The organism is Bradyrhizobium sp. U87765 SZCCT0048 (assembly GCF_018131225.1).
Classification (GTDB): Bacteria; Pseudomonadota; Alphaproteobacteria; order Rhizobiales; family Xanthobacteraceae; genus Bradyrhizobium_A.
The window spans coordinates 729,465-747,236 of record NZ_JAFCMM010000003.1 but is presented as its reverse complement, the minus strand read 5'-3'; the positions used below and the strand labels follow the sequence as shown (position 1 = coordinate 747,236).

Annotated in this window: 14 protein-coding genes; 4 read left to right on the top strand and 10 right to left on the bottom strand. The window is 66.1% G+C overall.

Annotation, left to right across the window (positions count from 1 at the left end; all coding sequences use genetic code 11):
- Positions 1–48 precede the first annotated feature (48 nt).
- Positions 49–1,188 carry an acyl-CoA dehydrogenase family protein gene (locus JQ639_RS21980; protein ID WP_211968379.1) on the top strand — a complete coding sequence of 380 codons (1,140 nt, stop codon included), beginning with the start codon at positions 49–51 and terminating at the stop codon, positions 1,186–1,188.
- 201 nt (positions 1,189–1,389) lie between these two features.
- A complete protein-coding gene (locus tag JQ639_RS21975; RefSeq protein ID WP_211968378.1) occupies positions 1,390–3,495 on the top strand; it encodes a hybrid sensor histidine kinase/response regulator in 2,106 nt (701 codons plus the stop codon).
- Between the two features lie 141 nt (positions 3,496–3,636).
- Here JQ639_RS21975 and JQ639_RS21970 read toward each other — a convergent pair whose 3' ends face one another.
- From JQ639_RS21970 to JQ639_RS21940, 7 genes are all read right to left on the bottom strand, one after another.
- Positions 3,637–4,680: an amino acid ABC transporter substrate-binding protein gene (locus JQ639_RS21970; RefSeq protein ID WP_211968377.1), complete on the bottom strand. Its 1,044-nt coding sequence runs from the start codon at positions 4,678–4,680 to the stop codon at positions 3,637–3,639.
- A gap of 48 nt (positions 4,681–4,728) precedes the next feature.
- The gene (locus tag JQ639_RS21965; protein WP_211968376.1) at positions 4,729–5,340 is read right to left on the bottom strand and encodes a L,D-transpeptidase; all 612 of its coding nucleotides are present in this window, start codon (positions 5,338–5,340) and stop codon (positions 4,729–4,731) included.
- Between the two features lie 368 nt (positions 5,341–5,708).
- A complete protein-coding gene (locus tag JQ639_RS21960; protein WP_211968375.1) occupies positions 5,709–6,320 on the bottom strand; it encodes a sigma-70 family RNA polymerase sigma factor in 612 nt (203 codons plus the stop codon).
- Positions 6,321–6,497: 177 nt separating this feature from the next.
- Positions 6,498–7,232, bottom strand: coding sequence for a response regulator (locus JQ639_RS21955; RefSeq protein ID WP_211968374.1), 735 nt, complete (start codon positions 7,230–7,232; stop codon positions 6,498–6,500).
- Position 7,233: 1 nt separating this feature from the next.
- Positions 7,234–8,979 carry an ATP-binding response regulator gene (locus tag JQ639_RS21950; protein WP_211968373.1) on the bottom strand — a complete coding sequence of 582 codons (1,746 nt, stop codon included), beginning with the start codon at positions 8,977–8,979 and terminating at the stop codon, positions 7,234–7,236.
- A complete protein-coding gene (locus JQ639_RS21945) occupies positions 8,949–10,991 on the bottom strand; it encodes a sensor histidine kinase (RefSeq protein WP_211968544.1) in 2,043 nt (680 codons plus the stop codon). Before JQ639_RS21945 ends, JQ639_RS21950 begins: the two co-directional genes overlap by 31 nt.
- A gap of 75 nt (positions 10,992–11,066) precedes the next feature.
- Positions 11,067–11,993, bottom strand: coding sequence for a TRAP transporter substrate-binding protein (locus tag JQ639_RS21940; RefSeq protein WP_211968372.1), 927 nt, complete (start codon positions 11,991–11,993; stop codon positions 11,067–11,069).
- A gap of 318 nt (positions 11,994–12,311) precedes the next feature.
- On the opposite strand from JQ639_RS21940, the gene ugpB reads away from it, so the two are divergent.
- Positions 12,312–13,619 carry a sn-glycerol-3-phosphate ABC transporter substrate-binding protein UgpB gene (gene ugpB / locus JQ639_RS21935; RefSeq protein WP_249123411.1) on the top strand — a complete coding sequence of 436 codons (1,308 nt, stop codon included), beginning with the start codon at positions 12,312–12,314 and terminating at the stop codon, positions 13,617–13,619.
- A gap of 7 nt (positions 13,620–13,626) precedes the next feature.
- Here ugpB and JQ639_RS21930 read toward each other — a convergent pair whose 3' ends face one another.
- From JQ639_RS21930 to exbB, 3 genes are read right to left on the bottom strand one after another with little or no spacing between them, the layout of a single operon-like run.
- On the bottom strand, positions 13,627–14,418 hold the full coding sequence (locus tag JQ639_RS21930; protein WP_211968370.1) for an energy transducer TonB: 792 nt from the start codon (positions 14,416–14,418) through the stop codon (positions 13,627–13,629).
- Positions 14,415–14,852: a TonB system transport protein ExbD gene (exbD, locus tag JQ639_RS21925; protein WP_211968369.1), complete on the bottom strand. Its 438-nt coding sequence runs from the start codon at positions 14,850–14,852 to the stop codon at positions 14,415–14,417. Before exbD ends, JQ639_RS21930 begins: the two co-directional genes overlap by 4 nt.
- Positions 14,853–14,855: 3 nt before the next feature.
- Complete coding sequence (exbB, locus tag JQ639_RS21920; protein ID WP_249123374.1) at positions 14,856–15,674, bottom strand: tonB-system energizer ExbB; 819 nt, start codon at positions 15,672–15,674, stop codon at positions 14,856–14,858.
- A 460-nt stretch (positions 15,675–16,134) separates the two neighbouring features.
- Between exbB and JQ639_RS21915 the strand changes: the two genes are divergently transcribed.
- Positions 16,135–17,754: an ABC transporter substrate-binding protein gene (locus JQ639_RS21915; protein WP_211968368.1), complete on the top strand. Its 1,620-nt coding sequence runs from the start codon at positions 16,135–16,137 to the stop codon at positions 17,752–17,754.
- The last annotated feature ends 18 nt before the right edge of the window (positions 17,755–17,772 follow it).

Below are 17,772 nucleotides of genomic sequence, written 5' to 3'. Positions count from 1 at the left end.
CGCGTCGTCGCTCTCCCATCACGATTTTTTCAAAGCGGAATTCCTGTCATGGCTCTCGTCCTCAATGAAGAACAAACCATGCTGCGCGACAGTGCGCGCGGTCTGATCGGCGAAAAGGCGCCGGTCGCGCACCTGCGCCAGTTGCGCGACAGCCGCGATGCGATCGGCTTCTCGCGCGAGTTGTGGCGCGCGTTCGCCGACATGGGTTTTGCCGGCCTGCTTGTGCCGGAAGAGTTCGGCGGCAGTGGGCTCGGATGCGTCGAGGCCGGCGTCATCATGGAGGAAATCGGCCGCAACCTGATGCCGTCGCCATTCCTGTCGACGGCGGTGCTCGCGGCGTCGGCGCTGCGCCAGGCCGGCACGGCGGCACAGAAATCCGAACATCTCGGTCGGATCGCCAGGGGCGAGCTCGTGGCTTCGCTCGCGGTCGACGAGGGCGTCAAGCACCGGCCGCTGCAGACGGCGCTGCAGGCGACGCGGTCGGGCAACGGCTTTCGCCTCAACGGCGCCAAGGGGTTTGTCGTCGACGGCCATGTCGCCGATCTGCTGATCGTGGCGGCCCGCACGGCGGGCGCGCCGGGCGAGGCCGGCGGCCTGACGCTGTTCCTGGTCGATCCCAGGAGCAAGGGCATCGCGATCGAGCGTACGGTCATGGTGGACGCGCACAACGCCGCGCGGATCACATTCGACAATGTCGACGTCACCGCGGACAGCGTGCTTGGCGAGGTCGATCAGGGGAGCACGCTGCTGGACGGCGTCCTCAATGTCGGCCGTGGTGCCGTCGCAGCCGAAATGCTCGGCGCGGCCGAGGAGGCGTTCACGCGCACGGTGGACTATCTCAAGGAGCGCAGGCAGTTCGGCCGGCTGATCGGCGAGTTCCAGGCGCTGCAGCACCGCGCCGCGCATCTCTATTGCGAGATCGAATTGACCCGCGCGACCGTCCTCAAGGCGCTGCAACTGATGGATGCCGACCCAGCGGCGGCCGGGGCAGCCGTGGCGGTCGCCAAGGCCAAGGCGGGCACCACGGGGACGCTGGCGGTGCAGGAGGCGGTGCAGATGCACGGCGGCATGGGCATGACTGACCAGTTCGACATCGGATTTTTTATGAAGCGAATGCGGGTTTGTCAGGAACTTTTTGGCGATTCAAACTTTCATGCTGATCAACTCGCGCGGCTGAAGCGGTACTGAAGCGCGCCGCGCAGGCGGGGAATTCGGTAACGTGTTGAAAAATAGAGGATTTTGTCTGGAGCGCGGCATTCTGCCGTGCCCGCCGATGCCCGTGGTCGCGGGGTCTCGCGCACCGATCGGCAGGCGCTCCCCTCCGAAAGTCGCAAACGCCGCCGTGGACCCGACCGGGGTTCCGGTGTCCCTCTCATCATGACGGGCATCATGAATCCTGCAGAGCAGGCGCTGAGGTTCAGCGAGAATCTCTTCCCGGTCGGCGGTGGCCGCATGGGCACGGCGATCCGGGGATTTTCCTGGTCGAAAACGCCCCTCGGCCCGATCGCACGCTGGCCGCAGAGCCTGCGGAGCGTGATCGACATCGTGGTCCATTCGCCCGTGCCGATGTGCCTGCTGTGGGGCAGGACGGGCGTGATGGTTTACAACGACGCTTATATTCCGGTCGCGGGCAGCCGCCATCCCGGACTTCTCGGCCGATCCGTGTTCGAGATGTGGCCGGAGGTCGCCGACTTCAACCGGCGGGTGATGGATGCGGGCTTCGAGGGGCGTGCAATCTCGTTCCGCGACCAGCATCTGGTGCTTCATCGCAATGGCCGGCCGGAGGACGTCTGGCTCAACCTCGACTACAACCCGGTGCGCGACGAGGACGGCCAGCCGTTCGGCGTGCTCGCCGTCGTCGGCGAGACCACGCGCCAGGTCCATGCGACGCGCGACCTGCGCGCGCGCGAGGAGGAACTGGCGCGGACAAACTCGTCGCTCGAGCGCAAGGTCGAGGCTCGGACGCGCGAGCGCGACCATCTATGGAACGTGTCGCAGGACCTGATGCTGATCGCCGACGAGGCGGGCGTCTGGCTCAGCGTCAATCCGGCGTGGACGGCGACGCTGGGCTGGCTCGAGGCCGAGCTGGTCGGCCAGTCGTCCGAATGGCTCGAGCATCCCGACGACGGTGTGCGCACCCGGGCCGAGCTGGCGCGTCTGGTCGAGATCGGCGCGACGCCGCGGTTCGAGAACCGCCTTCGCCACAAGGACGGCTCCTACCGCTGGATCTCCTGGACCGCGGTGCGCGACAGCGGACTGATTTATGCCGTGGGCCGAGATGTCAGCGCCGAGAAGCAGGCGCAGGAGGCGCTGCAGGCCGCCGAGGACCAGTTGCGCCAGTCGCAAAAGATGGAGGCGGTCGGCCAGCTTACCGGCGGCATTGCCCATGATTTCAACAATCTGCTGACCGGCATCATCGGCGGACTGGACATCGTCAAGCGTCGGCTCGCAGCCGGGAGGAACGGAGACGTCGACCGTTTCATCGATGCGGCGGTGGCTTCGGCGAATCGCGCCGCGGGGCTTACCAACCGCCTGCTGGCGTTCTCGCGCCGCCAGACCCTCGATCTCAAGCCGCTCGACCTGCGGCGGCTGATCGGTTCGCTGGAGGATCTGCTCAAGCGCACGCTGGGCGAGCGTATCGCGGTTCGCCTCGATGTCGCCGACAATCTGTGGATCGCGGAAGGCGATGCCAACCAGATCGAGACGGCACTGCTCAATCTGGCGATCAACGCCCGCGACGCCATGCCGGAAGGCGGGGTGTTGACCATCGAGGCGGTCAACGTCAGCGCCGATGCGCGCTCGCTGCATCGGCAGGGCGGTCTCGCCCCCGGCGACTATGTGGTGATGCAGGTGAAGGATACCGGCGTCGGCATGCCGCCTGACGTCATGAAGCGGGCGTTCGATCCGTTCTTCACCACCAAGCCGATCGGGCAAGGCACCGGCCTCGGGCTGTCGATGATCTACGGTTATGCCAAACAGGCGCGCGGCCATGTCCAGCTCGACAGTACGGAAGGCGAGGGCACCACGGTTGCCCTTTACGTACCACGTTACCGCGGCGCCGCGCCGATTGTCGTGCCGAGTGTCGCCGAGGCCGCGCCGTCCGCACAGGAGACCGTGCTGGTGGTCGAGGACGATCCGGCGGTGCGGCTGATGGTGATCGAGGCGCTGCGAGAGCTCGGCTACAGCACCATCGAGGCGGCGGACGACAAGGCGGCGATGCCGGTGCTGGAATCGGCAAGGCAGATCGATCTGCTGGTCACGGATGTCGGGCTACCGGGCCTCAACGGTCGCCAGATCGCCGACTTTGCCCGGCTGCAACGCAAGAACCTGCGCGTGCTGTTCATCACCGGCTACGCCGAGGATGCGGCAATGCGCGACGGCTTTCTCGAACCGGGAATGGAAATCCTGGCCAAGCCTTTCTCGATCGACGCGCTCACCAGCCGCCTGAAGCGGATGGTGGCATCGATCTCCGGTCCATCACCGACACGTCATTAGAGCGTTTTCGAGCGAAGTGGGCACCGGTTCGCGTGAAGAAGACGCGTCAAAACAAAATGCTCGAGCGCGTTCACGATTCCATCAAAAGCGAACGCGCTCCAGCCGATCAGCCCGCACCCTGCCGACGCGGATGTGCCGCGCTCAGCGGATCGGTGGCGCGTACTGGATGCCGCCCGCGTTCCAGAGCTGGTTGAGGCCGCGTGGAATAGCCAGCTTCGAACCGACGCCGAGATTGCGGTCGTAGACTTCGCCGTAGTTGCCGACAAGGCGGATAATGCGTGCCGCCCAGTCATTGGTCAGGCCAATCTGCTCGCCATAGTTGCCGTCGGTGCCGACCAGCCGCTTGACGTCGGGCTTCGCTGACTGCAACGCCTGGTCGATGTTCTTGGAAGTCACGCCGAGCTCCTCGGCGTTGAGCATGGCGAAGTGCGTCCACTTGACGATCTGGAGCCAGCCGTCGTCGCCCTGGCGCACCACCGGACCGAGCGGCTCCTTGGAAATCACGTCGGGCAGAATGACGTGATCGCCGGGCTTGGAGAAGTTGGCGCGCTCGGAGTGCAGCTGCGACACGTCGCTGGTGAAGACATCGCACTGGCCGCTGTCATAGGCCTTCACGAGGTCGGCGAGCACGGTGAACTTGACCTCTTCGTATTTGAGGTTGTTGGTGCGGAAGTAGTCGGCGAGGTTGGCCTGGGTGGTGGTGCCGGCCTGGACGCAGATCTTGGCGCCGCCGAGGTCCAGCGCCGAATCGACGCTGCGGGTCGACTTGTGCAGCATGAAGCCCTGGCCATCATAGTAGGTGATGCCGGTGAAGCTGAGGCTGAACTCGGTTTCGCGTCCCATCGTCCAGCTCGAGTTGCGCGACAGCACATCGATCTTGCCGGACTTCAGCTCGTTGAAGCGCTCGCTGGCGTTGAGCGGCACGAACTTTACCTTGCCGGTGTCATTGAAAATCGCCGCGGCCAGCGCGCGGCAGAAGTCGACATCGTACCCGCTCCAGTTGCCCTTGTCGTCGGCGAGCGAGAAGCCGGTCAGGCCGGTGCTGACGCCACACACCAGCTGGCCGCGATCCTTGATCGCGTTCAGGGTCTGCGCCTGTGCGCCAGGGGGTGATGCGAGCGCGATCGACGCCGCGAGCAGGCCGGACGCCAGCGGTGCGGGCAGGGACATTCGGAAAAGGGCCATGGAACTCTCTTGTCGAATCGAACGGGATGAAATCGAAGGCGGAGGCGATCAGAGCGTGGGGCGCTGGCGGACGACCACCTTGGTCCCGACAGGCACACGCCCGAACAGATCGACGATGTCGTTGTTGACGAGACGGAAGCAGCCGGACGACACGGCACTGCCGATGGTCTGTGGCTGGTTGGTGCCGTGAATGCGATACACTGTCTCGCCGAGATAAAGTGCCCGCGCGCCCATCGGATTGCCGGGGCCGCCGGCCATGAAGCGCGGCAGGTAGGGCTGGCGCTGGATCATTTCGGCGGGCGGCGTCCAGTCCGGCCATTCCGACTTGCGCGAAATGCGCAGCAGTCCCTGCCACTGGAAGCCTTCGCGGCCGACGCCGATGCCATAGCGCAGCGCGCGGCCGTTGGGCTGCACCAGATAGAGATAGCGCTCGGAGGTCTGGATAATGATCGTGCCCGGCGGCTCGCTTGTGCGGTAGAATACCAGCTGGCGCTGGTATTCCGGCGGCAGGGCCTCGTCCGACGGCACGTAACCCGGCTGATCGTCGATGTTCATTTCCACGGTCTGCGCGACACCATGCGACGAAGGGATCAGCAGCGCGAGGCCCGCGAGCTGCAAGCAGAGGAAAATACGGGTCAGTGCGGTCGTCGTCTTGGTCATTCAGGCCTCTCGGAATGAATGGAGCGGAGCGGGCAGGACACCATCAAAGCCCAGCCGCCGCAGGCTGGCAAGCGCCTGCGACCGCCGGAGCCGATCGGCAGACGGGGTGATCGCACGTCCTTCATAAATGATTCATGAAAACGACGCTGGCCCGTATGGCCGTCACACGCCATGCGCGGCAGCAGGTGTCCGGTTCCGCCAGGAGGTGTGTGGCCGCGGCGGCATCGCACCTGAGCCGCGATTCCGGCGGGCGGGATGACCGGCGGCTCACGGCCGGCCGGCGCGGCGAATGTCACCGGATGAGGCGCGCTGCTTTGCGGCGCGCGACGTCAACGAATGGGCTGCGAACGAGTGGCCTGCGATGTTGATCAGGCCGCGATGCTCTCGATGCCCTCACGCTTCAGCAACTCGGCGAGCGCCTTGCGCGCGTAGAACATGCGGGTCTTCACCGTCGCCTGTGGAATGCCGATGATCGCGCCGGCTTCTTCCACCGACTTCTCATGGTAGTACACGAGATCGATCACCTCGCGGTGAGCGGCCGACAGCTTGTTCATGCAGGCGCGCAGCACGGCACTGGTCCGGGCGCGGTCGAACGCGGCTTCAGGATTGTCGCCGTCGTCGGCGATCTGCAGCACCTCGTCCTGGTCGATGTCCTCGAAGCGGCGCTGACGCAGTGCAGTGAGGGACTTGAAGCGGGCGATCGACAGGATCCAGGTCGACACCTGCGAGCGCTGCTCGAACTGGCCGGCGGTGCGCCAGACATCGAGGAACACCTGGCTCACGAGGTCCTCGGCGATTGCGGCATCGCGCACGATGCGCAGGATGAAGCGGTAGGTCCGCAGGTGATGGCGGGCGTAGAGAATGTGCATCGCGCTCTTGCTGCCGCCGGCGATGCTTTCGATCAGCATGTCATCCGAGGTGGCCTGGGCGGCGAGGATTCCCCTGCCGGCTGCGCTGGTGATGGCGATTGCGTTTTGCATGATCGGCTCCCTCTCGCGCTTCGGTGCGCGTCGTTGGGAGCATTGATAGGGGGGCGGCGTTTCACGGTGTTTCCTTGCCAGGGCGAAAATGGTTTCGTGCCCCCGCCTTTTTGTTTCGTCGCGCCTGTCGCGACGAAACAATTCAGGAAAAACACCAATAATTTCAATGGCCGTCGATCAGGCCCTGTCGTCTCCTGGCGAGAACACATAGCCGCCGCCCCGGATGGTCCGGATGACGCTCGGGCGGGCGGGGTCGGGTTCGATCTTGCGGCGGATCCGCATGATCCGCAGGTCCACGGCGCGGTCGAACGCCTCGCTGTCGCGGGCGTTGGCGAGTTCCAGCAACCGCTCGCGGGACAACACCCGCTTCGGGTTGGCGGCGAACACCTTGAGCAGCCCGAACTCGGAGGCGGTCAGCGGGTGCTCGTTGCCGTCGTCGTCGCGCAGGGCCTGGGCGTCGAGGTCGAGCCACTTGGTGCCGAAGCGGACGAGCGCTTCCTTGTCCCGGGCGGCTTCCGCCGGCGCCGCGGCGCTCTTCGCGGGGGTGCTTCGCCGCAGCACCGAACGGATGCGCGCCATCAGCTCGCGCAGTTCGCAGGGCTTGGCGAGATAGTCGTCGGCGCCGAGCTCGAGGCCGACGACGCGGTCGATCGGGCTGGCGGTCGCCGTCAGCATGATGACCGGGACGTCGCTGCGGCTCTTGAGGTCGCGGATGATCGACAGTCCGTCCTCCTCCGGCATGTTGAGGTCGAGCACCACGAGGTCGGGCATGCCGCAGGCAATGGCGCCGCGCAGGCTCTTGCCGCCATCGCACAGCGTGACGCCGAAGCCGTGCATGCGCAGGTAGTCGCCGACCATTTCGCGCGCCGGCGCTTCGTCGTCGACAATGATGATGTGGGGAGGCTGGCTCATGTCAGTTCGACTTTGCAGCAGGCAGATGAATGGAGAACGTCGATCCCTGGCCGGGGCCTCCGCTGTGCGCGGCCACCGTGCCGCCGTGCATGTCGACGATGCGCTTGACGATGGAGAGGCCGAGGCCCGTCGAGCTCTCGCCTGCGGTGGGCTTGGCGGACAGGCGCTGGAAGCGGCCGAACAGCCGAGCGATGTCCTCCGGCGACAACCCCGCGCCTTCGTCGTTGACACGGATGCACAGAGCGTCGCCGTCCGGTTCGACAGCGAGCACGATGCGGCCGCCGATCGGCGAATACTTGATCGCATTGCTGACGAGATTGTCGATCGCCTCGCGCATGCGGTCGGAATCGCACATCGCCGTCTGGTTGGCCGGGGCCGACACATCGAGGCGCTGTTGCTTGTTGAGGGCCAGGGGCCGGTTGGCTTCCGCGACTTCGGCGACGAGCTGGGCGATGTCGACGGACTCGCGGCGGATGGTGATGTCGAAGGCATCGGCCATGGCATCGGCGATCAGGTGATCGACCATCACGGTCAGTCGCTTGGTGGCATCGCGGATGTGGTCGACCTGGGTGGCGATGTGTTCCTTGGCAGAATCGACGCCAAGCAGCTCGCTCAGCATTTCGGTACGGCCGAGGATGACGCCGAGCGGGTTCTTGAGGTCGTGGGCGACGGTGCCGAGCACTTCGTTCTTGAAGGCGTTGGCGCGTTGCAGCCGCAGCCATTGCGATGACAGCCGGCGGTTGGCGGTCATCAGCGCGCGCGTTCGTTCACTGACGCGGTCTTCGAGCTGCGAATTGGCGTCCTGCAGTTGCTGATAGAGGATGACGTTGTCGAAAGCGATCGACAGCCGGCTGCCGAAGATCTCGACCAGCGAGCGGTCGGTGTCGGAGAGCTCACGCGCCGATTCCAGCAGCACCACCACCTCGCGGCCGCTGCCGGTGCGGACATACAGCACTGTTCGATGGTCGGCGAAGTCGTGCTTGCGCCGCTGGAATGCGGCTTCCACCATCTGGCGCAGGTCGGCGTCGAGGGACTGGGGCTCGCGGTGATCGGTAAAGCGCCTGTAGCAGCCGGAGCCGGCCAGCACCGAGAACGATTGTCCGATGTCGCCGCCGTCACGCAGCACCAGGATGCCGGCGCAATCGACGTTGAGCAATGAAGCGATCTGGGTCAGCACGCCTTCGGCGAGGCGCTGCATCGAGCGGAAGTCGTAGAGCGTCGACGCCGCATCGATGATGATCTCGAGGCCACGGCGCGTCTGCACCATGCGTTCGAGCTGCTGGTAGCTGCGCAGCGCGGCGGTCAGCGAGGTGAACAGCTTGTCAGCGGTAAGCTCGGTCTTGGCCTTGTAGTCATTGATGTCATAGTCGACGATGACGCGGCGTTCCGGCGCCTGGCCAGGCTGCCCGGTGCGCAGGATGATGCGCACCGTCTCGTTCTGCAGGTCGTTGCGGATGAACTCGACGAGATCAAGGCCGGCGGAGTCGGTTTCCATGATGACGTCGAGCAGCACCGCGGCGATGTCGCGGTGCGCCTTCATCAGTTCGCGCCCCTCGGCCGCCGAATAGGCCGACAGGATTTCGAGCCCCTGGCCGTTGAGGTTGTAGTCGCTGAGCGCGAACCGCGTGCCCTCATGCACGGCGTGATCGTCGTCGATCACCGCGACCTTCCACCTGCGGCGGGTGTCGATCTCCGGCGTGTGCCCGGAATCGTCGATCAGATGGAGGACATCGTCCTGGTCGGCCATTGCGTGGTCCCGCGTTGGGTTGCGTTGGGGGTGAGGTCCGAGCCGCGCATGGCGTTTCTCGGGAGGATGATACGAAAAGTGGTGCCGGTGCCGGCTTTGGATTCCAGCCGGATGCGGCCGCCGAGCTGCTGGATCACGAGATTGTAGACGATATGCAGACCGAGCCCGGTGCCGCCTTCGCTGCGCCGCGTGGTGAAGAACGGGTCGAACGCCTGGCGCTGCACCTCCGTGGTCATGCCGATGCCATCGTCGGAGAACACCAGTTCGATATCGTCGGCGCCGCGCGGCGTGGCACCGACGCGGATGGTGCCGGGACGTCCATCGGGGAAGGCATGGGTGGCGGCGTTGAGGAACAGGTTGGTCAGCACCTGGCCATAGGAGCCGGGATAACTGTTGAGGACGAGGCTCTCGGGCATGTCCACCACCACGGTGACCGGCGCCTTCTTGAGCACCGGTCGAAGGCTGGCGATGATCTGGTCCGTCGCTTCGCGCAGGTCGAATTCGCGCTGCTCGGCGTGGGAGCGGTCGACTGCGACCTGCTTGAACGACTGGATCAGTTCGCCGGCACGCTGCAGGTTGCCGACGAGCTGCTGGGCGGCGTCCTGGGACTGGCGGACGAATTCCTCGAGCTGCGAGCGCCGCAGCGGCACATTGGCGCTGAGATCGCCGGCGAAGGCCTCGCTGCGCCGCGCGAAGCTCGAGGCGACAGTGAGGCTGATGCCGATCGGGTTGTTGACCTCGTGGGCGACGCCGGCGACGAGCCCGCCGAGCGCGGCGAGGCGTTCTGCGTCGATCAGGTTCTGCTGGGTCGCGCTGAGTTCGGCGAGCGCGTTTTCAGCGCGCTCCTTGGCGGCGCGAAGTTCTTCCTCGGCGGTGCGCTTGGCGATGGCGTTCTCGCGGAACACTTCGACCGAGCGCGCCATGGCGCCGATTTCGTCGGTGGCGCGCGTGCCCTGTACCTTGCGGTCGAGGTCGCCGGAGGTGATCGCCTGCATCGACGCCATGATCTGCTGGAGCGGCAGGCGGATGCTGAGCGCGATGACGATGCCGGCAACGATGATCAGGGCGAGGAACAACAGCGAAATCGACAGCACCTTGCGGGAGATGTCGGCCAGCGTCTGGTCGAATTTCTCCTGTGCCAGCTGTTCGCGTTGCCGCATCTTTACCGAAAGGCCGTCGATCGCGGCGATGGTTTCAGCCTGGCTGGCGTCGATCGAGTTGCGCAGCAACGCCGTGCGGGCGGCGAACTGGTCGCTGAGCCTGGACAGGCCTTCGCGCAGCGCCTCGGTGCGCTGCCTGAGCCGCTGCAGGGCGATGCGTTGCAGGTCGTTCTCGGCGAGGTCGGTCATCACCGGGATGGTGCGTTCGATGGTCTCGACGTTGCGCCGCGCTTCCTCGACCGATTCGGAGGCCAGCGACAGGTAGTAGGAGTTGGCCGCGACCAGCATCGCGGTGAATGCCTCGCGCGATTTGCCGAGCGATGGCCAGATCAGCGCTTCGCGCCGGCCGGTCGCCCCCTCGATGATGGAGTAGAGCCCGGCCATGTCGCGAGCCGGCGTCAGCACCTGCTCCTCGTAGGTCTTGGCGATGGTGGCCTGCACCGAGCGCAGCTCGCCGAAGCCGTCGAGAAAGGATTCGGTGACGCGCTCGAGTTCGGCGACCGAGCCCGACAGCATCGGATCGGTCGAGGCGCGGCTCTTGAGCGTGCCGAGCACCGCCTCGCGCAGCAGCAGGATCTCGGCGAACAGGTCCGGGCTCGGCTGATTGATGTAGCGGTGGATCAGGTTCTGCAGCCGGCCGGTCTCGCTCTCCAGCAGCGCCAGCACCTTGTCGGACTTGCGCACCTGGCGAACGTCGTCCCAGGCCGAATCCAGCACCTTGGCGCCGCTCCAGATCAGCCCGGCCAGCACCAGCACCACGGCGGAGTTCAGCGCGGCGATCGACAGGATGCGCCAGCGGATTGGAACCGCGCGGACGAGGTTGACGATGCCGAAGCGGCTGCGCGCGACCAGGGTGTCGCTGTCGCCCGCCGGCTGCGGCGCCGCTTTGCTGATCGAGGAGGCGGTCGGCAACGTCGGTTCCCCTCGCTACTGCACCTGGCGAATGCGTTGGATGAGACTGGCCATCGCGGGATCCTTCAGCGCCTGCTGGTGTATGTCGGCCATGGCGGCTTCGAACGGCGCGCGGTCGAATTCGGTGGTGATGAAAACCCCCGCAGCCTCGGCCTGCTGGCGCGAGTGATCCTCGAGCTCTTTCCATTTCCGCCGCATGAACGCGCTGGCCTCCTGGGCGGCCTGGCGGAACATGGACTGGTCCTCGGGCGGCAGGCTGTCCCATGCCTTTTTCGACATCACCAACACCTCCGGGCTCATGGTGTGCTCGGTCAGCGTGTAGTAGCCGGCATATTTGTAGTGGTCGGTGGTGACATAGGACGGCCAGTTGTTCTCCGCGCCATCGATCAGGCGGGTGGCGAGGCCCGTTCGCACCTGGCCATAGGGCAGCTCCACCGGCTCGGCGCCGAGCGCGCGGATCATGTTGACCATCAGCGGCGACTGCTGGACGCGGATGCGCAGCCCCTTGAGGTCGGCGAGCGTGCGGACCGGCCGCACGCTGTTGTAGATCGAGCGCGCGCCGGAGTCGAAAAAGGCGAGCCCGATGAAGCCGTAGGGTTCGAAGCTCGCCAGCAGTTCGCGTCCGATCGGACCGTCGAGGACCTTGTTGAGATGGTCGACCGAGCGGAACAGGAACGGCAGCGCCAGCACATTGACCGAAGGCACGAAGCTGCCGATGGGCGCGACATTGGTGCGGTTGAGGTCGATGGCGCCGACCCGGGTCTGCTCGATGGTCTCCTTCTCCTCGCCGAGCTGATTGGAGTGGAAGACGCGGATCATGTACGCGCCGTGACTGCGCTGGGCGACGAGCTGGCCCAGGTAGCGCAGCGCCTGGACGGTGGGATAGTCCTCGGCCTGGGTGTCGGCGGCGCGAAACTCCCGTGCTCCGGCCGATCCGGTCATCACCGCGGCGCCTGCGGTCAACAGCAGCACAGCCAGGGGGCGGCGGAGGGATCGGAGCAGCGACAACGCATCACCTCGTGGCAATATGAATTTCGAAAAAGACTGGTATGTAACCTTAGCAGAAAGCGTTCGGAACTGGCTATCTGGCGCCCCCCGGGGCGGAAATCGCCAGCCTGACGGGCATAAATGGCCACCCGAGGGGTCAATGTCCTTGCGGGTGGGACTTGCAGGCGGGATTTGCAGGCGGCGTCCTGCGGGAGGTTTCGTGGGCGGCAAGGGGCGGAGGGATCCTTGAGGAAGAGGTCGTGGCGCGACAGGCTGCCGGGGCGACTGGCCGCGATCGTCCTGTGGGTGGCGCTGCCATTCGCGTCCGCCCGGGCCGCCACGGACATCATCTGGTGGCACGCCATGCAGGGCGAACTCGGCCGCCAGGTCGACCGGCTTGCCGACGATTTTAATCGATCTCAATCGGAGTACCGGGTCGTTCCGGTGTTCAAGGGCAGCTACACCGAGACCGTGACCGCGGCGATCTTTGCGTTCCGCTCGCGGAGCCAGCCGGCCATTGTGCAGGTCAACGAGATCGCCACGGCGACCATGATGGCGGCCAAGGGGGCGACGTATCCCGTCTACGAGCTGATGCGGGACGAGGCCGAGCCGTTCTTTCCCAGCGCCTACCTGCCGGCGGTCGCCAGCTATTACACCGATCTCGACGGCAACATGCTGTCGTTCCCGTTCAACGCCTCGACGCCGATTCTCTATTACAACATGGACCTGTTTCGCGCGGCGGGGCTCGACCCCAACGTGCCGCCGCGGACATGGCCGGAGCTCGGCGCCGCGGCGCAGCGCCTGCGCGCCGCGGGCGTGGCCTGCGGCTTCACCACGCACTGGCCGTCCTGGGTCAATGTCGAGAACTTCTCGGCCCTGCACAACATCCCGATCGCGACACGTGCCAACGGCATCGGCGGCCTCGACGCTGTGCTCACCATCAACAACCCGCTGATGGTGCGTCATGTCGCGCAGCTCGCGGAATGGCAGAAGACCAGGGCCTTCGACTACAGCGGTCGCGGTACGGCCGCCGAGCCGCGCTTCCAGCGCGGTGAGTGCGGCATCTTCCTGGGATCGTCGGCGACGCGCGCCGATATCCTCGCCAACGCCAGGTTCGCTGTCGGCTACGGCATGCTTCCGTACTGGCCGGACGTCGCCGCCGCGCCGCAGAACTCGATCATCGGCGGCGCCACGCTGTGGGTGCTCAAGGATCGCCCGCGCGCTGAATACAAGGGCGTGGCACGCTTCTTCGCCTATCTGTCGCGCTCCGAAGTGCAGGCGACGTGGCATCAGAATACGGGTTACCTGCCGATCACCCGGGCCGCCTACGACCTGACGCGCAACCAGGGTTTTTACGAACGCCATCCGGGGACGGCGATCTCGATCGAGCAGATCACGCTCAAACCGCCGACAGAGAACTCCAAGGGATTGCGGCTGGGGTCGTTCGTGCTGATCCGCGATGTGATCGAGGAGGAGCTCGAGCAGGCGTTCGCCGGCAAGAAGAGCGCGCAGGGCGCGCTCGACAGCGCGGTCGAGCGCGGCAACCGGCTGTTGCGCCAGTTCGAGCGCGCCAATCCCTGAGCCGCGCCTAGCGCAGCGCGTAGGCGATCGGCACGCTGAAGCTCATTGAGGCTTCGCGGATTTCCGGCGGGAAGGCCGGCAGCGGTTGCGCCCTGCGGATCAGCGCCATGGTCTCCGCATCCAGCGCGGGATGGCCGGATGAACGGCCGATCCGGCTGCTCAGCACATGGCCACCGCGATTGACCGTGAAGCTCAGCGTCACCACGCCGGTCTCGCCGATCGAGCGCGACCCGGCCGGGTACTGCTTGAAGCGCTGCAGGTGCGCGGCGAGCATCGAGCGGTAGGACGCCGCAGCAGCGGCTGCGGCGGCGCCGGTGGCGGCTGTGTTCTGTGTCGGCGCGACGCGCTCGGCGCGCGGCTGCGCGGTCGTCCGTGGCGCCGGCGGACGCTCGCTGGGCTTCTTGACCTCGCGCACCGGCCTGGCCTTCGGCTTTACAGGCTCGGGCGTCGGCTTCGCCTTCTGCTCCGGCGGCGCGGCGACCACGGGCTGGGGCTGTGGCGGCGTCGGCGCGATCATCTCCGCGGCCGTTTCAGGCGCGGCGTCCGGCGTCGGCGCCTCGGCTTCCTGCATGGTCGGTCCCGGCGCGAGGTCCTGCTCCTGCGGCTGCGGCGCCGCCGACACCGGCGCCATGTCGATCAGCACCGCCGGGATGGTCGCGCCGGGCGAGGGCTGACTTGCCTGCCATCCGACGATGGCGGCGAATGCACCGGCATGAATGGCGCAGACCAGCAGCGCGGCAGGTGCCCAGCGGCGCAGGTCGCGCGGCGGCGCGGGCCTATAGAGCGCGAACGCGGTCATTTCGCGCCGTCCCGGCCGTCGAGGCCGACCAGCGCGATCTTGAGGTAGCCGGAATCGCGCAGCAGGTTCATCACGTCCATCAGGTCGCCATAGCTGACCGCCTTGTCGGCGCGCACGAAGATGCGTTCGTCCTTCTTGCCGGCGGTCGCGGCATCGAGCGCGTTCGCCAGACCGTCGCGCGCCGTCGCGGCTTCGCCGACCGCCAGGGTGTGGTCGGGCTTGACCGTGACGAACACCGGCTTGTCGGGCCGCGGCTGCTGTTCGGCGGTCGAGGCCGGCAGATCGACGCCGACGTCGACGGTGGCGAGTGGCGCCGCCACCATGAAGATGATCAGCAGCACCAGAATGACGTCAATGAAGGGCGTGACGTTGATGTCGTGGGTCTCGACCAGTTCGTCATCGCCGGCGCGCCGGCCTCCGAGCTTCACGCCCATGGTCTACTCCGCGGCGCGGGCAATGTGGGGCAGGCGGCGGCTCTGGCTGCGGCTGAGCAGCAGCAGCACCTGCGCGGACGCGTCGCCGAGCAGCGCGCGATAGCCGGCGGTGACGCGGGCGAGATGGTTGTAGATCACGACCGCCGGGATCGCCGCGATCAGGCCCATGGCGGTGGCGAGCAGCGCCTCTGCGATGCCGGGCGCGACCACCGCGAGGTTGGTGGTGTTGGCTTCCGAGATGCCGATGAACGAATTCATGATGCCCCACACCGTGCCGAACAGGCCGACGAACGGCGCGGTGGCGCCGATGGTGGCGAGCACGCCGGTGCCGCGGTTGATCTGGCGCACCATCGCGCTCTCGACGCGCTCGAGCCGCAGTGCGACGCGCTCCTTGAGCCCGTCGTCGAAGATGTCGCCGGACAGCGCGGTCTCGCGGGCTGCCGACTGGATGATCTGGGCGACTGCATCGCTGTCGTCGCCGCAGGCGCGCGCCGCCTCCGTCAGCGTGGTGTCGGTGTCGAGCGCGGTGAGGCGCTGCCTGGCGCGCCGGGCCGCGCGCATCAACTCCAGCGTCTTCACCAGCCACACCGTCCAGGTCACCAGCGAGGCGAATGCGAGGCCGATCATGACCGCCTTCACCACGATGTCGGCCCCGAGGAACATGCCCCACGGCGACAGGTCGCGCGGCAGCACACCGGTGGCCGTAGCGGCGAGTGCCGGCGCTGCTGCCAGCACGAGAAACGCGCCGGCCAGGGCTGCCGGAACGGCGCGGTGGGAGCGGGATGCCGCATTCGCGCGGCCGGGCTGGAACTGATGCATCATGACGGAGATTTCGGTCCGGGCCTCGTGATCGTCTCAAGGCAGTGGGCAGGCGGGTTGCGCGCAGGGCATGGATCAAGCGCCGCCGGATGGATCGCGATGACCGGATGGCCGTCGCAAGCGTGTCTTCTTGTAGTCGCTGCGGCGCTGCCGCCGCAATTCAGGGAGCGCGATTGAGGGGCGCGATTTGACCAATTCTAAGACCTTCCGGGGCGCCAGCCAGTGGTCCCGGCGGCCGCAGCGGCCCCGTTTCGATGATTTTGCGTGCGGTCCATATGGGCTGCTGTTTATTTGAGCATTTGCCGCGCGATGTATGCAATGAAGCTTTGGCGCAGGTGAGCGCCCGCGACGTGCTTCATGTCGGATAACTCAATTATTTCAGATGTTTGCTGGCGAGGATGGCGCGCCATTCGCTGTGGCATGCTCCTTGCGAAGTCGTCTCCGTCAGTGATCGGAGAATTCCATGAAGCGTCGCGATTTCCTGAAAACTGCCTCGGGCCTGGCGGCCGGGGCGCTGGTGTCCGGACCTGCGGTATGGTCGAGCGCGAAGGCGCAGAGCCGGCAGGAGACGCTGCTCGTGGTGTCCGAGAGCGGGCCGAACAATCTCGACATCCACGGCGTCGGTACCAATGTGCCCGGCTACGAGGTGTCTTGGAATTGCTACGACCGCTTGATCAGCCACGAGATGAAGAGCGGTCCGGGCGGCGTGCCCTATTACGACCGCGACAAGTTCAAGCCCGAGCTCGCCGAGGACATGAACGTCGGCGACATGTCGGTCACCTTCAAGCTGAAGAAGAACGCCACATTCCATGACGGCACGCCGGTGACGGCGAAGGACGTCAAATGGTCACTCGACCGCGCGGTCAGCGTCGGTGGCTTCCCGACCTTCCAGATGAGCGCGGGCTCGCTGACCAAGCCCGAGCAGTTCGTGGTCGTCGACGATCACACTGTGCGGGTCGACTTTCTCACCAAGGACAAGCTCACCATTCCGGACCTCGCGGTCATCGTGCCCTGCGTGGTGCATTCGGAACTGGTGAAGAAGAACGCCACCGAGAAGGATCCCTGGGGCCTCGAATTCACCAAGCAGCAGACCGCGGGCTCCGGCGCCTACAAGGTGACGAAGTGGACGGCCGGTACCGAAGTGGTGATGGAGCGCAACGACAACTGGGTCGGCGGCCCGCTGCCCAGGATCAAGCGCGTGATCTGGCGCATGGTGCCGCAGGCCGGCAACCGCCGCGCGCTGCTGGAGCGCGGCGACGCCGACATCTCCTATGAACTGCCCTATCGCGATTTCGCCGAGCTCAAGCAGTCCGGCAAGCTCGACATCGTGTCGCTGCCGTTCAGCAACGGCATCCAGTACATCGGCATGAACGTCACCAGGCCGCCGTTCGACAATCCCAAGGTGCGCCAGGCGTTGGCCTACGCCATGCCCTACCAGCGCATCGTCGACGCCGTGCTGTTCGGCCTCGCCAACCCGATGTTCGGCGCGCCCGCCGACAAGCCGACCGAGGTCGCCTGGCCGCAGCCGACCAAGTACGTCACCGACATGGCCAAGGCGAAGGCCCTGCTCGCGGAAGCGGGTTATCCCAACGGCTTCGAGACCACGCTGTCGTTCGATCTCGGCTTCGCCGTGGTCAACGAGCCGCTGTGCGTGCTGGTGCAGGAAAGCCTGGCGCAGATCGGCATCAAAACCACGATCAACAAGATCCCCGGTGCCAACTGGCGCACCGAGCTGAACAAGAAGGAGATGCCGCTCTACACCAACGTGTTCTCGGGCTGGCTCGATTACCCCGAATACTTCTTCTATTGGTGCTATCACGGCAACAATTCCGTCTTCAACACCATGAGCTACAAGTCGCCGCCGATGGACAAGCTCATCGACGGCGCCCGCGCGGCCGCGGCTATCGGCGATACCGCGACCTACGATGCCGACGTCAAGGGCTTCGTCGACCTCGCCTTCACCGACGTGCCGCGCATCCCGCTGTATCAGCCGTTCGTCAACGTCGCGATGCAGAAGAACATCTCCGGCTACCAGTACTGGTTCCACCGCCGGCTCGACTACCGCACACTCGTGAAGGCATGAGGGAGGGCGAGACGGCAT

What these genes read in the sequence shown, in the direction of transcription:
- JQ639_RS21980 (WP_211968379.1), top strand. Translation starts at nt 49, where the DNA reads ATGGCTCTCGTCCTCAATGAAGAACAAACCATGCTGCGCGACAGTGCG.
- JQ639_RS21975 (WP_211968378.1), top strand. Translation starts at nt 1,390, where the DNA reads ATGAATCCTGCAGAGCAGGCGCTGAGGTTCAGCGAGAATCTCTTCCCG.
- JQ639_RS21970 (WP_211968377.1), bottom strand. Translation starts at nt 4,680, where the DNA reads ATGGCCCTTTTCCGAATGTCCCTGCCCGCACCGCTGGCGTCCGGCCTG.
- JQ639_RS21965 (WP_211968376.1), bottom strand. Translation starts at nt 5,340, where the DNA reads ATGACCAAGACGACGACCGCACTGACCCGTATTTTCCTCTGCTTGCAG.
- JQ639_RS21960 (WP_211968375.1), bottom strand. Translation starts at nt 6,320, where the DNA reads ATGCAAAACGCAATCGCCATCACCAGCGCAGCCGGCAGGGGAATCCTC.
- JQ639_RS21955 (WP_211968374.1), bottom strand. Translation starts at nt 7,232, where the DNA reads ATGAGCCAGCCTCCCCACATCATCATTGTCGACGACGAAGCGCCGGCG.
- JQ639_RS21950 (WP_211968373.1), bottom strand. Translation starts at nt 8,979, where the DNA reads ATGGCCGACCAGGACGATGTCCTCCATCTGATCGACGATTCCGGGCAC.
- JQ639_RS21940 (WP_211968372.1), bottom strand. Translation starts at nt 11,993, where the DNA reads ATGACCGGATCGGCCGGAGCACGGGAGTTTCGCGCCGCCGACACCCAG.
- JQ639_RS21930 (WP_211968370.1), bottom strand. Translation starts at nt 14,418, where the DNA reads ATGACCGCGTTCGCGCTCTATAGGCCCGCGCCGCCGCGCGACCTGCGC.
- exbD (WP_211968369.1), bottom strand. Translation starts at nt 14,852, where the DNA reads ATGGGCGTGAAGCTCGGAGGCCGGCGCGCCGGCGATGACGAACTGGTC.
- exbB (WP_249123374.1), bottom strand. Translation starts at nt 15,674, where the DNA reads ATGATGCATCAGTTCCAGCCCGGCCGCGCGAATGCGGCATCCCGCTCC.
- JQ639_RS21915 (WP_211968368.1), top strand. Translation starts at nt 16,135, where the DNA reads ATGAAGCGTCGCGATTTCCTGAAAACTGCCTCGGGCCTGGCGGCCGGG.